The organism is Deltaproteobacteria bacterium, from assembly GCA_030654105.1.
Classification (GTDB): domain Bacteria; phylum Desulfobacterota; class SM23-61; order SM23-61; family SM23-61; genus JAHJQK01.
In genome coordinates this window covers 1-13,257 of sequence record JAURYC010000148.1, presented here as the reverse complement: position 1 = coordinate 13,257, position 13,257 = coordinate 1, and the positions used below count along the sequence as shown (strand labels likewise).

Here is a 13,257-nt window from a genome sequence, read left to right as displayed (position 1 = left end):
GACTACGTGGGGGTATTTCGTAACCTTCAGAGGGCCTTGGCGATCTATGGTTCGGGTTCCGGCGGAGGGGTAAAACCCGGGGAAGAACCGGTCAAAGCGAAGGCGGAACTGGTCGCCATGCTGAAGACCGCCATCGACCAGACTGTCCAGTTCCTCACGGAAATGGGTGTCGAGGCGGAACCCATCATCGATGCAAAAGGATTTGAGCGGGTGAAGTTACTGGATGAGGCCGTCGATGCAATCTTAATCAATGACACCACCAAAAAGCGGTTTATCAACCTGTCCAACACGGTCAACCGGATCTACAAGGCTATACTCCCAGACCCCGAGGCCAATGAGTTTGTCCCTGTCTGTGCCCTGTTCCGGGCCATCCAACTGAAAATAGAGGCCCTTCAACCCGAGGCTGACGTATCCGAGGTCATGGAGAAGGTAGAGGATCTGTTGGACGAGAGCATCACAGCCAAGGGGTATATCATCCGGGAGCCGGTGGCCCCCTTTGGGAAGAAAAAACTGGTTGACCTCAGCGAGATTGACTTTAAGGCTCTCAAGAAGGAGTTTGCCAAAGAACGGAGGCACATGGAGATCGAAAAACTCCGGGGGGCCATCAACTCTGCCTTGGAAAAGATGGTGCGACTGAACAAGACCCGGGTGGACTACTTGGAGAAATTCCAGCGGATGATTGATGACTACAACCAGGGAGCGGTCAATGTGGAGGAATTTTTCGACCGGCTTCTTAAGTTCGTGAAGGAGTTACAGGAGGAGGAGAAACGGGGAGTTTCCGAGGGGCTGTCTGAGGAAGAATTGGCGGTTTTTGACCTCATCACAAAGCCCGACATGAAACTTAAAAAGGCAGAAGTACGGCAGGTCAAAAAGGTAGCCCGGGAACTCCTGGAAACGTTAAAACGGGAAAAGTTTGTGTTGGATTGGAGGAAGACACAGGCGAGGCGGGCGGCCGTCATGGTCACAGTGATGGACAAACTCAACGAACTCCCGGAGGTTTTCACACGAGACATTTACACCCAAAAGTGCAACGACGTCTACCAGCATGTTTTTGAGAGCTACTACGGAGAGGGCCGAAGCGTGTATGCGGCGGCGGTGTGAATCTCCAGCCGGAAAAAAGGCCCAGGTCTACTTTGGGTAAAAATAGAAATAGGGTTGTTTATGGTTCCGCCAGCAAGGATTTTTTCAGGTGAGAAAGCGGGTCGCAATCCGATTTTTAGGCAAGGTCATGGGAATCTTCGGCAACGGGATATCTCAGGCTTATAGGGTTGAGGTGTAAGAAATGGCGAAAACCATAAGTTTTTTAAGACAAAACGAAAAACTTCTTGGCGATCTTCGAAGTTTAATTGTAGAAGCCCGCCAGGATTTGGCCCGAACGGTCAATTCTGCCTTGGTAATGCTTTATTGGAAAGTGGGCCAGCGGATTCGACAGGATCTCCTGAAGGAGAAGCGGGCTGATTATGGTGAAAAGATAGTGCCGACAGTATCGGCACAATTGGTCGAAGAATTCGGAAACGGCTTTTCTCCCCCTAATTTATCACGGATGGTTCGTCTCACTGAGGCTTTCCCGGATCTGGAGATTCTTTCGACACTGTCGAAAGAATTAGGCTGGAGTCATTTCCGGCAGATTTTCTACCTGCGAGAGGATCTCCAGCGTAACTTATAAATTGTTGGGAGAATAAGCCTTGTTGGCAGAGATCATTATTTCTTATCTAAGAGAATGCGGATAATAAGTCGTCAATAGGGTAAGGAGGAATAGAAATGTTAAAAGAAATTGAAATTTACTCGTCCTTTTTGAACGATCTGCGCAATCAGGTTAAAACTCTGCTGGAAGGACTACCGAAAGAAGCGCTGGATTGGCGTCCGATTGATGGCCAGGGAGAACTGGTCACGAACTCACTGGCAGTCATGACGATCCACTTGGCTGGTTCAGAGGCTTTTTGGATAAAAGAGATTATTGGAGGACGCTCCATCCATCGTGACCGAGATGCTGAGTTCATCGTTAAAGGGCTGGAGTTTCCGGAACTGATAGCCAAATTGGAAACGGCGGCAAAGGATACACCCTCAATTCTATCATCCTTGCCGCCTGCCCAACTGGAGGAAACCCGGAAATTTCGGGACCGCATGGTAACGGTCCGGTGGGCAATCCTGCACGTCATCGAGCACTGGGCCATGCATATCGGGCATATGCAACTTACGCGTCAATTGTGGCTGGCTAAGTTTGGAAAGAAATAGAATTCCATTGGGGATCCGCGGAAATTCTCCAGAAAAACCAAAACATTGTTAAAGGTTATGATTTTCGGCGGCTGAGCCTGTATGGGCCCTGTGTATGTGCGGAAGAAGCCGTAATCCGAAAGTATCGGGGAAGCCGCTAAAAGAATACCTGATGAAATTCGTTCAAAGTATCCGGGCATAGAATGGAAAAAGATCGCCGGGCTCAGAGACATTCTTATCCATTCTGCGTAACCACCCGTTTTTTTGGGAATGAGATTGAATCGGCCTTTTAAGAGCCATGCTCGTTTGTATAGCTGAATGACGGGAAAAATAAAAAGGATTAAATGGGAAAGTAAAGAATGAAAGTTCCGGCGCTGGAAATTTGGGAAGTGACGTATGCCATCAATGGCAGAAAAATAGTCGATAATGTTACCTGGAAAGTGGAACGCGGAGAACATTGGGCCCTTCTGGGGCCGAACGGTGCAGGGAAAACCACCCTGCTGAAAATTGTCTGCGGGTACCTCTGGCCGAACGCGGGAGGAGAGGTACGGCGCCAAGGGAAAGCGCTCATCGACCTGAGGGAGTTGAGGCGAAGCATTGGCTGGGTTACGTCTTCTCTTCCTGCGCATATCCCGGCGGAAGAACTGGTCTCGGACACCGTCCTTTCGGGGAAATATGCCCAGATCGGCTTCGTGAAGATGAAATGGGACGTCCCCAACAAGCAGGACTACGAAACCGCACTCCAACATTTGGATGAACTCGGCTGCGCAGAATTGGCCGGTATGAAATTTGGTTTTCTTTCCCAGGGAGAACAGCAAAAGGTCTTGATCGCCAGAGCGCGCATGACCCAACCCTATCTTATTATCCTGGATGAACCCTGCGCCGGCCTGGACCCTGGAGCACGGGAAACCTTTCTGGCCTCTTTACAAGATTTGGGAAGATATAAAGGAGCACCCAGTCTGGTTTACGTGACCCACCATATTGAAGAAATCCTCCCTTTATTTAAGAAGACGTTGATCATCAAAGAGGGGCGAGTGATCGCCAGCGGGAAAACGGAAGCCATCATCAATGCTCAAACGATCGAGGAACTCTACGGGGTTGCTTTGAAAATCGTACGGAGTAACGGCCGCTACTGGCCGATCGCAAAATAACCACTCTTATTTTATAGCCCCCCCGCAAATCCCTTCCCAGTCTGCAACAGTTGTTGAACGAACAAACGAAAGAACCATCACAGGAAAAGTGAAGGTTAAAGCAAAAGCCATCTTACCCTCTGATTTTTCAATGAAATATGCTAACGCTTACTATGGGTTAAATCTACGCCCGATTTCTCCCTATCTTTCTAGCTTATTTTTTTAGTAATTTTGGTTATAATAAGCAAGAGATGAAAAAAATTGATGATCTCATAAAAAATCTTCAGAGGCATGGCAAAGTAAAAAGATCTCCGCCTTAGGCGGACCAGGCGCGCAATCCCGCTCCGAGCGGGACTGAGGCGTACTTAGGGGGATGCAGCACAATCCCGCGAAGCGCGGGACAGATGGACTTTTTACGAAGCCATCAAAATTGCCCAAACGCAGGATAAAGGGGGAAAATAAATGAGGATTGGTGCTTTTGAGTTAAATGAACCCATTCCGGAATTAAGAGAACCACATGTTTTGGCGACTCTTCGCCCCTGGGTAGATGTGAATAACGTCGGCAGCTTGACCTTGGATGGATTAGAGGCTCAGTTTGGAGCTAAGGAATTGGCCAAATTGGCCAGGCCCGGCAATTTTTTCGATTTTACCCGCTATCGCCCCACTCTTTACTTTGAAAGAGATGTTCGCCTGTTAAAAATACCCAACACCATTCTTAGCTACGCCCAAAGGGAAAAGGGAAACGACCTCCTTTTTCTTCGCCTTCTTGAACCTCATGCTCTTGCCGAAGCCTATGTTGATTCCATCTTAAAGCTTTTTAAGGCCTTTAAAGTAAAAAGGTATTGCCTTTTAGGCAGCATGTACGATTCTGTCCCGCACACGAAACCTTTACTTGTCAATGGGAGAGCAACGGGAAAGGAGGCGGAGCAAGATCTAAAGAGAGCGGGAGTCCAGCCCAGTAATTACCAGGGTCCAACGACCATTACTTCTTTGATTGCCCAAAAAGGGTCCGAGCTGGGCATGGAAGCCATCTCGTTTATCGTTTCTTTACCTCAATATATTAACGTGGATGAGGATTACCTGGGAAAGGTGCGGTTAATGGAAATTTTGAATTTGCTCTATGACATCCCGATTGATAAAAAGGATTTTGAGAAGGCGGCCAGGCAACGGAATTTAATAAACCAGAAAGTGGAGACAACCCCGGAACTGCAAAAAATCCTTCCGCATCTTGAAAACATCTATAGGATTCGCATTGCGCAAAAAGAAGGAGAGAGGATGCCAGGGCTTTCTCCCGAGATGGAACAATTTTTTTGGGAGACAGACGGAAAAGATTTCGGGAAAGCCTAAAGAAAAATACCGCCCCCCACCATCTGTTCAACGCTCTTGTTGGGCGTCGTGCCGCCCTGCGGCACCCTGTTGCTATTCAGGGCAGGACCAAGTCGCTCGGATGTGTCTCAATGTATCCACAGACAAAGGACCGCGTTCAACATACTTGACGGCCTGCTCAAGCTGGTCTCGGCTTGAAATGCCCAGTAATGCTGTCGATACGCCGGACTTGCTGACCACAAAGCGAATAGCAGATTCGACCAGATTACTCACAACGCCATCTTCAACCAGAAATGTATAGCGCTGGACCCTGGCAACATCAGCGCTGTATGCCTGCTCCGACGCAATGGGATTGACCGACTGCGCGGCAATTGGATGTCGATCCGTGGTACCACTAAGTGCACCTCCGGCCAGGATACGAATGGCTATCACGCCCGTTTCCTTCTGTGCAGCATGATCAATAAGTTGTCTATAATCCTGGAATGGAAAACTCGGCGGTACAGTCGTACCCGCCGACGGGTTGAGCAAATTGTACGGAACCTGAATCGCCTGAAATCCCCCGGTCGCTACTGCCTCATGCAACCCGTCGCTCGCACCCAATCCGGTGATCCCCCAAAACCGAATCTTGCCCTGCTGTTGAAGCATCTCAAATGCTCGCATCACTGCGTCGAGGCCATGGATACCTACCCGGTCCTGGTCCTGCTCCGGCTGACGCTGAAATCCTATGCGGTTGTGTAACTGGATCAGATCGATGGTCGCGCGGCCCAGTCGCCGCAGACTTCCTTCAACTGACCGGCTGATTGCAGCCCCGATCTGGCCCATCTCCGCACCCGTCAGACGCACTTTGGTCCCGATAAGCACGTTAGCCTTCAACTCTCGTAGGACGGCGCCCAGATTTACTTCGGATTGTCCATTTCCATACTGAGGTGCCGTGTCAAAGTAGTTGATGCCCAGCTCGATGGCGCAGCTCACTACCCGCCGCATCGTTGGATAGTCGCCGCGAACCAGTAGGCCGCCGATACTGCCACAGCCGAATCCAAGTTGAGAAATGTGCAGGCCTGTCCGGCCTAAAATGTTGTACTTCATGAGAGTAAGAGTCCTTGAGGGTCAAATCTTTATCCTTGGATACATTGTGTAAAAATCCTCTTTAACGTAGGGATGAGTGGGTAATCTACAAAGCCTTAAGCAATGGCCTTTCAGGTATCTGTAATGACTTCTCAATCATCTACAGAATCTTCCTGTTTTTCCAGTGAACTGAATATTTTTTCCGGTTTCATATGCTTATAACTCTTGAGCTGGGATCTATATTCTTCTAAATCAAACACCTTTTTCTCCCGGACCGTTTTAAAAATTAACGGGGCGAGTACCACACATATGAGATGCACAGCCTCATGATGGGAAGCTTTCTTTTTTCTCATGGCGTTGTAAAACTGGTAAACTTCGATGGGGTCCCTGTTTTCCAGTTGGGTCTCCGCTATGGCATGCATGGTGACATGAAGAAAAGGATTGGTTTCATTATCGACGTCATACTCGTGTTCGCTTAAAAGATCAGCAATCTCGAATTGATTGTGATATTCTTCATGCTCCAACATGATTTCAGCCAACTTTTTATTTTCCGGGGACAGCGTGCTTAGATCACCCGTTTTGGCGATTTTCCACAATAAATGGGAATGTTCGCCGGAAAGCTTTTTTAACTCTATTCTGGTTTCGTCTTCCATTGCCATCCATCCTTTGGTTCATTCTTAGAACTTTCAAAATTACAGGTTCAGGTGAACCTGCCTGGTCTGTGAATGCTTGGGTTCATCAATTTTTATCCTTTACAAAATCCTATTTTAGAACATTTTGGGGGGAACCGGTAAAATAAAATCTCGCATCTGTTTTAGAAACGTGTATTCGGGGGACATAATTGGATTTTTGTTGACAGTCTGGGTTTTGATGATTATCATTCCGGCATGGCCAGAATAACGCAAGTGGTCGTCCCGGTCGAAATCCATTAAAAGGGAGTTAGGAAGGCCAAGTAAATAATGCAGGTAGAAATTGGCATTATATCCTTAGAATCTAAAGGGGTTGGGGTAAAGGAGAAAAATCCATGAAATTGGTAACTTTTGGTTTAAAAGGCAGCAAAGAAAGACAACCCATGGTGGGAGTTATTCTCGATGAGGATATCATATTAAATTTACAACCGGCTGCAGCGCTCTATCTGAAAGAGTTAGAAAAAGAGAAAGATCCTTACCTGCTGGCCGGCCAGCTCATTCCTGCCGACATGGTTGGTTTTTTAAGACATGGGAAGTCGGCCATGAACCTGGCTCGCCGCACTATAAAGGCCATAGCAAAATGGCAAAAGACGGAGAAGAAAGGTCTGAAAGGACTTCGCCGGGAACCCCTATTCTTTCCTTCATCAAGAGTCGTTCTGAAGGCCCCTGTACCCCGGCCGGGGAAGATCATTGCCATGGGCCTGAATTTCCGTGATCATGCCGCAGAAAATAAAGTCCCCATTCCGGAAATACCAGTAGGCTTCCTCAAGGCCTCTTCATCGGTGATCGGCCCTTATGACCCAGTCCCTTATCCTCAATCTACCAGCCAACTGGACTATGAAATTGAGCTATCCATCGTGATCGGGAAAAAGGGGAAAGATATTTCCAAAGAAAAGGCCTTCGACTATGTTGCTGGTTATACCATCATGAATGATCTCAGCGCCAGGGACATTCAAGCCAAGGAAATGGAAAAGAAGCTCATCCTCCTGGCCAAAAGCCTGGATGCTTTCGGCCCTATGGGGCCTTATCTGGTCACTCAGGATGAAATTGCCGATCCCCATAATTTAGGAATGGAGCTATGGGTCAATAAAGAGTCGGAACCAAGGCAAAGATCCTCCACTAACCAGCTGATCTTCAAGATTCCCGACCTGATTGCCTACTGGTCTAAAATGACTCTGGAGCCAGGAGATGTAATTACCTCTGGAACCCCCGGGGGGGTTGCTATATTCCGGCAGCCAGATCCGGAACGTTGGTTGTTGAAACCAGGAGATGTGGTCGAAGCCAAAATCGAGAGCCTGGGGTTCATTAGAAATACCATTGTGACGGATTTCCCTTGACAATGCAGCTGATTTATGAAATGAGAAAAAATAAGCCGTCAAAATCAACGCCGGCCAGAAACTATTGGCCCGGGCGCTTTCCTGGGGGAAAAAATGAAAGCAATGGTTCTTCGACAATTTCGTCAACCTTTTGGGGAAGAAGATGTGCCCATCCCTGCCATTGGCGATCGCGATCTTCTAATCAAAGTGAGAGCCTGCGGGGTTTGTTATACGGATGTTAAAATCGCTTCCGGTTTTTTCCCCGATATATCCCTTCCCAAGATTTTGGGCCATGAGGTAGCTGGTGAAGTTGTTGGTAAGGGAAAAGAGGTACGAAATTATCAGGAAGGGGATCGGGTTTGTCTCTATTTCTATCTATATTGCGGTCAATGCCCAAGTTGCCTGGCGGGAAAGGAAAATTTATGTTTAGACCTCCGCGGGAGGATTGGTTTCCACGTTGACGGTGGCTATACGGAGTACGTAAAAGCCCCGGCCACTCATGCTTTTAAAATCCCCGCAAACGTTTCCTTTGAAGAAGCCGCCATTTTAGCCGATGCGGTAGCCACTTCCCTGCATGCCCTGAAAGAACAGGCCCACTTGCAACCCGGAGAAACCTTAGCCATCATTGGGGCCGGTGGTTTGGGATTACAGGCGGTTCAAATTGGCAAGGTCCTGGGGGCCAGAGTTTTTTCCATAGATATAGAGGAAAAAAGGCTTGAGATGGCCAGGAGTTTGGGGGCTGCAGCAACCTTTAACGAAACCTTGGGGAATCTCCGGGAGGCGATTTTGGCCCAGACGAGAGGAGTGGGAGTCGATACAGTATTAGATTTAGTGGGGAAAGATGAGACCATCAATTCTGCCCTCACCTTCTTGAAAAAAGGGGGGAAGCTCGTTTTGGTAGGGTACAGTTTTGATAAGCCTTTTTCCGTTTTCCCAGCGGTGATCATGCGTAGTGAGTTTGCCATAATCGGTTCTCGGGCTTGCCGGCCTAAGGAGCTTCAGGAGGTTATTGATTTAGTAGCCACCCAAAAAATCAAACCCTTCGTGAGTGAAACCTTTCCTCTGGAACAGGTAAACAAAGTGCATGACCGGCTCAAGAAAAACGAAATCCTGGGCCGAGTCGTCCTGAAACCGTGAGAAGAAATTTTTTAAAAAGGGCGCAAGGATGTGTTGCTGCAAGTTTTGCGAGCCACAAGGGTCCCCGGCCTGATGAGCATCTCGTGATTCTCGGGCCATGAAGCTTATTCCCGCCTCCACGGCCTAATTTACCTAAAATCTCTCACCTTGGTCTGCAGAAAGGAAGGGGGGGTAGGTATTTTTTTATTGACAAGAAGAATTCCCTTTAGCCAAAATGGAGTGGTAATTGGTAAGACCATTTTACAGGCTTACCAATGGCGGCAAGGAAGAGTTTAAAGACCCACTTTCTCCAGCGCTTTCTCCGGAGTTCGGGGGCCCCGATATGAAAAAAGAAGCCCAGCTCAAGCCCATTCAGAAAATTCGACTCTACGAGATTGCCGTTGATCAAATCAAGGCCTTAATCCTTGAGAATCAATACCAACCTGGAGACCGTCTGCCAGCGGAGCGGGAATTAGCGGAAAAACTCTGCATAGGGAGACCTTCGGTTCGCGAAGCCTTGCGAATCCTGGGCTTGATGGGGTTGATTGAGATCCGGATGGGTGATGGTACCTACGTAAAGGATCTCAGTTTTTTTCCTTATATCGATTCCATCGTTTCCTCGATCGGGTCCCGCTTGAAGATGGAGGCCGAAAATTTCCTTAAACTTTGGGAAGTGCGTAAAATCCTGGAAGTTGGCAGCGCCGGACTCGCCTGCCTACGGGCCCGTCCCGCAAATTTAGAAATCTTGCATCAATGTATCCAGCAAATGGAAGAGAATATAGGAAATCGGGAAGCCTTTATTCAGGCGGGAATCCGGTTCCACCAGGAAATCGCCAAAGCTACGGAGAATGAAATTCTCTTTCTCATCTGGGAAAGCCTCTGGGACATGATTCGTCGCGGACAGGACGAAACCTACAGGGCGGTCCGCTCTCCCCAGCTGTCTCTCCAGGGGCATAAGAAGATCTACCTGGCCCTGCAGCAAGGGAATTCTGGGGAGTCTCGGCGAGCAATGGAAGAACATTTGAAATTCGAGGAGAATGTTCTCCTGGCGAGTCTAAAGGGACATAAGAAAATCAAAATCAAAAAATCAAACACGAGCAAGTCATGATCTAATAAACCGGAGGAGGAATCGAATGAAAAAGAGTAAAAAACGTTGGTTGGTCCTAGGGGCAGTTATCCTTATCGGGGGAATCCTCGGGTTAGGCCATCCTGGCGCTCTAGCCGCCTCCCCACAGGGAGTTTTGAAACAGGCCATCCACTGGAGTATGTCGGCCGACTGGTTTGACCCGGCCACCGGTACTTTCCCCATACCCGTTTTTTTCCCCATGTATCTTTTTCATGACGCTTTGCTGAAACCAATGTCCGGGGGTCTCTATACCCCCAGCCTCGCCGAATCTTGGACGATTAGTGGAGATGCCAAGGTCTATGAGTTCAAGTTGCGGTCGGGTGTAAAGTTTCACAATGAAGAACCCCTGACCGCCGAAGATGTCGTCTTCAGTTTGGAGAGGTACAAAGGGTCCCAGGCCAAAATGATTCAAGGAAAAATTGAAAAAGTGGAGGCGGTTCATCCCCACTTGGTTCGGATTCGCTTTAAAGAACCCTTTCCCGATTTCCTGGAATATCTGCTGCCCGGAGCCACCTCCATGGCTTGGATCGTGCCTAAAAAGTATGTGCAAAAGGTGGGGGAGGCCGAGTTTAAAAAGCATCCCGTTGGCGCGGGCCCATACAAGTTCGTGGAATATTCACCCGGGGTAAAACTTGTGGCCGAGGCTTTCCCCGGTTACTGGAGAAAAATGCCCAACGTGAAGAGATTAGAGTTTTATTTCATTCCGGAGCCGGCAACCCGCCTGGCTATGGTAAAGAGGGGGGAAGTGGACATCGCTACGCTTATGCAAGGCGTTTTCTATGAAGATGTGAAAAGGAGCCCCAGCTTAAGACTCCTGACCCCCAAAAGCCCCGTGGCCTGGATGGTCTACTTGGCTGCCCAGTGGGATCCCAAGTCTCCCTGGTCTGACCCGCGGGTTCGGAAAGCTGCCAGCCTGGCCGTCGATCGGAAGACTCTAGCCGATATCTTCGCGCCCGGGGTTGGCCCCATCGGCTCCATCGGTTTAGAAGGAGATCCACTGGCGACCCATTTCCCGGCGGACCCTTACGACCCCCAGCAAGCCAAAAAATTATTGGCGGAGGCCGGATATCCCAATGGGTTTCATGGGGGGAAATTTTACCCCTATCAAGGCGGATACTGGCCCCAGGGGGAACAAGTGGCCAACTATTGGAAGGCCGTAGGGATTTCGATGGATACTTTACTCTTAGATAAACCTGCCTTATTGGCCACCCGGGAGGGGGGAAAGATGAAGGGAACCACCTTTATCGATAACCCAACGGCCCCTACCATCGGGGGCCGCTTTTCGACTCTTTTTAGCGGCCGAGGTTCTTACGGAAACTATCCGGATATGCAGGCCCACTGGGAGCAGTATAACAAAACGGAGGATCTGAAGGTGCGCCGAGACCTGATTACCCGCATCCAGAAGCTGGCCTATGAACGGACGATGTGGATTCCCCTTACGGAAAGTAGCTCTCCGGCAGCTTTTGGCCCCAGGGTAAAAGGGAATCCTTATAAGATTCAGCCCCTCATTTGGTTCACGTGTCCATTTGAAGACATTGAATTGGTAAATTAAGGAGAGTTGGACTTTTTCCGGTTTTTTTAAAAAGCTCCCCTATAAACTCGAGAAGGAGGAAAAAGTAATGTATTTCGCAGTAGATTGGGTGGACCGAATCGATTTTGCGGCCATGCGGAAATATCGCACTCTGAATCTACAGGCAAAGTTGAAAGAACATGGTTTAGATGCGCTGATGTGTTTTCGGGCAGAAAATATCCGCTACATGACCAATATGCGGCCGCTCTGGTGGCCCATTTCCTTCATCACGAGGAACACCGCCATCATGGCCCAAACCGGCCATCCCGTCTTATATGTTACCAGTGGAGATGCGGCCCGTTGCCGACAGACCATGAAATGGCTGCCTGAGGAAAATATTCGGCCTTGCGCGACCATGGAGGATCCAGGGATTGTTAAAACGATGGTCTATCGGGAGTTTCTCCCTACCCTGCAACAAATGGGGGTTACCAATGGGCGCATCGGGATCGATGCAGCTACGACCGCCATCTTCCATGAATTGGAAAAGGCTATGCCCAAGGCTGATTTTGTGGATGGGGATCAAGGGGTGAAAGAGGCTGCCGCTATCAAGCATGAAGAAGAAATCAAATGCATGCGCGTCTCGATCCAGATGGCCGATGTGGCCATGGAAAGGGCCATGCATTGTATTGACAGCGGGGTGCGGGAATGTGAGGTTCTGGCAACTGCGATGCACACCCTTTATTCTTTCGGCATGGAAGTGCCGCAGTGCAGCCTGATTGTGGCCTCGGGGGAAAACACAGCTCCCCTCCACCGCTTTGCCTCCGATAAACCCATCCACAGAGGAGACTTAGTTTTTATGGACCTCGGTGGATGTTTCAACGGATATTTTTCCGACTTCACCAGAACCGTATGCTTCGGTCAGCCCAATGAGCAGCAGAGAAAGATTTACACCGCAGTTTATGAAACGATGCGGAACCTGGAGGAAACCATGAAGCCGGGTGTGACTAACGAGCAGGTAAACCGATCCGCCCGCGGGGTCATTAAAAAGCATGGCTTTGAAGAACATGGCTTCCATGGTCTCCTGGGCCACAGTATCGGCATATCCGGACTGACCGCGCCTTTGATCGGCGAGCTGGCTGCGACCGGAGAGAAAGTTTTTGAGCTCAAGCCGGGGATGATATTTTCCCTGGAACCTACGATTACCGTACCCGGGATACCCGGAGGCGGTGGCGTCAGATTAGAAAATAACATTCTCATCACCGAGCATGGTAATGAGGTGCTGAACAAAACGCCCTTTTGCCAAAAAATGTTAGGCCAGAGTAGTTGTTTGGGGCCATGCTGTGTGCGCTAGTTAGGGAAAACGATGCCTTACTGAAAGCCATGCCGGAAGGCATCTTTGCCCCCAGCTTGGCTGAATCATATATGGTGAGCCCGGATTCCAGGGTCTATGAGTTTAAGCTGCGCAAGGGGGTGAAGTGGACATCGCCACCCTGAGGCAAGGGGTCGAGCCATTTACCGGCGAAGAGCCTAAGTGAAGGTGGAAATTCCAGGAATCGTCTCCGTGGAGACCCTATAAATAATGAAGAGATACATAATTAGACGTTTTATTTTTGGGATTATCGTTGTAGGGATTGTATCCTTGATGATTTTTTTGGCCACCAGGATCGGACCTGATCCTGCGTTCATGATCGCCTCCCCCGGGGCTGACGAAGCCGAACTCAATTCGATCCGGGATCGCTTTGGTTTGAATGAGCCGCTGCCGGTC

Annotated in this window: 13 protein-coding genes and 1 pseudogene; 12 read left to right on the top strand and 2 right to left on the bottom strand. The window is 49.2% G+C overall.

Going from position 1 to position 13,257, the window contains the following annotated elements:
- The 6 genes and pseudogenes from Q7V48_06105 to Q7V48_06080 form a co-directional block, all read left to right on the top strand.
- Window positions 1-1,101 (top strand): DUF3387 domain-containing protein (locus Q7V48_06105; GenBank protein ID MDO9210308.1); only part of this gene is annotated, 1,101 nt, incomplete at its 5' end.
- Window positions 1,102-1,282: 181 nt separating this feature from the next.
- Window positions 1,283-1,666, top strand: a complete 384-nt coding sequence (locus tag Q7V48_06100; protein MDO9210307.1) for a DUF1016 N-terminal domain-containing protein — start codon at window positions 1,283-1,285, stop codon at window positions 1,664-1,666.
- Between the two features lie 95 nt (window positions 1,667-1,761).
- Entirely contained in the window at window positions 1,762-2,235 is a 474-nt protein-coding gene (locus Q7V48_06095) for a DUF664 domain-containing protein (protein MDO9210306.1), read from the top strand.
- A 117-nt stretch (window positions 2,236-2,352) separates the two neighbouring features.
- Window positions 2,353-2,466: pseudogene (locus tag Q7V48_06090) on the top strand (DUF86 domain-containing protein).
- Between the two features lie 107 nt (window positions 2,467-2,573).
- Entirely contained in the window at window positions 2,574-3,365 is a 792-nt protein-coding gene (locus Q7V48_06085) for an ATP-binding cassette domain-containing protein (GenBank protein MDO9210305.1), read from the top strand.
- A 441-nt stretch (window positions 3,366-3,806) separates the two neighbouring features.
- On the top strand, window positions 3,807-4,691 hold the full coding sequence (locus Q7V48_06080) for a PAC2 family protein (protein ID MDO9210304.1): 885 nt from the start codon (window positions 3,807-3,809) through the stop codon (window positions 4,689-4,691).
- 72 nt (window positions 4,692-4,763) lie between these two features.
- Here the strand turns inward: Q7V48_06080 and Q7V48_06075 are convergent, their stop codons facing one another.
- Together Q7V48_06075 and Q7V48_06070 are read right to left on the bottom strand one after the other, a co-directional pair.
- The gene (locus Q7V48_06075; GenBank protein MDO9210303.1) at window positions 4,764-5,756 is read right to left on the bottom strand and encodes an aldo/keto reductase; all 993 of its coding nucleotides are present in this window, start codon (window positions 5,754-5,756) and stop codon (window positions 4,764-4,766) included.
- Between the two features lie 131 nt (window positions 5,757-5,887).
- Window positions 5,888-6,388 (bottom strand): DUF1841 family protein, encoded by a 501-nt coding sequence (locus Q7V48_06070; GenBank protein ID MDO9210302.1) that lies wholly within the window; start codon window positions 6,386-6,388, stop codon window positions 5,888-5,890.
- A 371-nt stretch (window positions 6,389-6,759) separates the two neighbouring features.
- Between Q7V48_06070 and Q7V48_06065 the strand changes: the two genes are divergently transcribed.
- The 6 genes from Q7V48_06065 to Q7V48_06040 all read left to right on the top strand — a co-directional run.
- Complete coding sequence (locus Q7V48_06065; protein ID MDO9210301.1) at window positions 6,760-7,761, top strand: fumarylacetoacetate hydrolase family protein; 1,002 nt, start codon at window positions 6,760-6,762, stop codon at window positions 7,759-7,761.
- A 93-nt stretch (window positions 7,762-7,854) separates the two neighbouring features.
- Window positions 7,855-8,877, top strand: a complete 1,023-nt coding sequence (locus Q7V48_06060) for an alcohol dehydrogenase catalytic domain-containing protein (protein MDO9210300.1) — start codon at window positions 7,855-7,857, stop codon at window positions 8,875-8,877.
- Window positions 8,878-9,103: 226 nt separating this feature from the next.
- Window positions 9,104-9,964 carry a FadR/GntR family transcriptional regulator gene (locus Q7V48_06055; GenBank protein ID MDO9210299.1) on the top strand — a complete coding sequence of 287 codons (861 nt, stop codon included), beginning with the start codon at window positions 9,104-9,106 and terminating at the stop codon, window positions 9,962-9,964.
- Between the two features lie 25 nt (window positions 9,965-9,989).
- Window positions 9,990-11,534, top strand: coding sequence for an ABC transporter substrate-binding protein (locus tag Q7V48_06050; GenBank protein MDO9210298.1), 1,545 nt, complete (start codon window positions 9,990-9,992; stop codon window positions 11,532-11,534).
- Between the two features lie 67 nt (window positions 11,535-11,601).
- Window positions 11,602-12,843, top strand: coding sequence for a Xaa-Pro peptidase family protein (locus tag Q7V48_06045; GenBank protein ID MDO9210297.1), 1,242 nt, complete (start codon window positions 11,602-11,604; stop codon window positions 12,841-12,843).
- A gap of 228 nt (window positions 12,844-13,071) precedes the next feature.
- The coding region (locus Q7V48_06040) for an ABC transporter permease (GenBank protein ID MDO9210296.1) at window positions 13,072-13,257 on the top strand (186 nt) is incomplete at its 3' end.

What these genes read in the sequence shown, in the direction of transcription:
- Q7V48_06075 (MDO9210303.1), bottom strand. Translation starts at nt 5,756, where the DNA reads ATGAAGTACAACATTTTAGGCCGGACAGGCCTGCACATTTCTCAACTT.
- Q7V48_06065 (MDO9210301.1), top strand. Translation starts at nt 6,760, where the DNA reads ATGAAATTGGTAACTTTTGGTTTAAAAGGCAGCAAAGAAAGACAACCC.
- Q7V48_06095 (MDO9210306.1), top strand. Translation starts at nt 1,762, where the DNA reads ATGTTAAAAGAAATTGAAATTTACTCGTCCTTTTTGAACGATCTGCGC.
- Q7V48_06080 (MDO9210304.1), top strand. Translation starts at nt 3,807, where the DNA reads ATGAGGATTGGTGCTTTTGAGTTAAATGAACCCATTCCGGAATTAAGA.
- Q7V48_06045 (MDO9210297.1), top strand. Translation starts at nt 11,602, where the DNA reads ATGTATTTCGCAGTAGATTGGGTGGACCGAATCGATTTTGCGGCCATG.
- Q7V48_06085 (MDO9210305.1), top strand. Translation starts at nt 2,574, where the DNA reads ATGAAAGTTCCGGCGCTGGAAATTTGGGAAGTGACGTATGCCATCAAT.
- Q7V48_06050 (MDO9210298.1), top strand. Translation starts at nt 9,990, where the DNA reads ATGAAAAAGAGTAAAAAACGTTGGTTGGTCCTAGGGGCAGTTATCCTT.
- Q7V48_06070 (MDO9210302.1), bottom strand. Translation starts at nt 6,388, where the DNA reads ATGGAAGACGAAACCAGAATAGAGTTAAAAAAGCTTTCCGGCGAACAT.
- Q7V48_06060 (MDO9210300.1), top strand. Translation starts at nt 7,855, where the DNA reads ATGAAAGCAATGGTTCTTCGACAATTTCGTCAACCTTTTGGGGAAGAA.
- Q7V48_06100 (MDO9210307.1), top strand. Translation starts at nt 1,283, where the DNA reads ATGGCGAAAACCATAAGTTTTTTAAGACAAAACGAAAAACTTCTTGGC.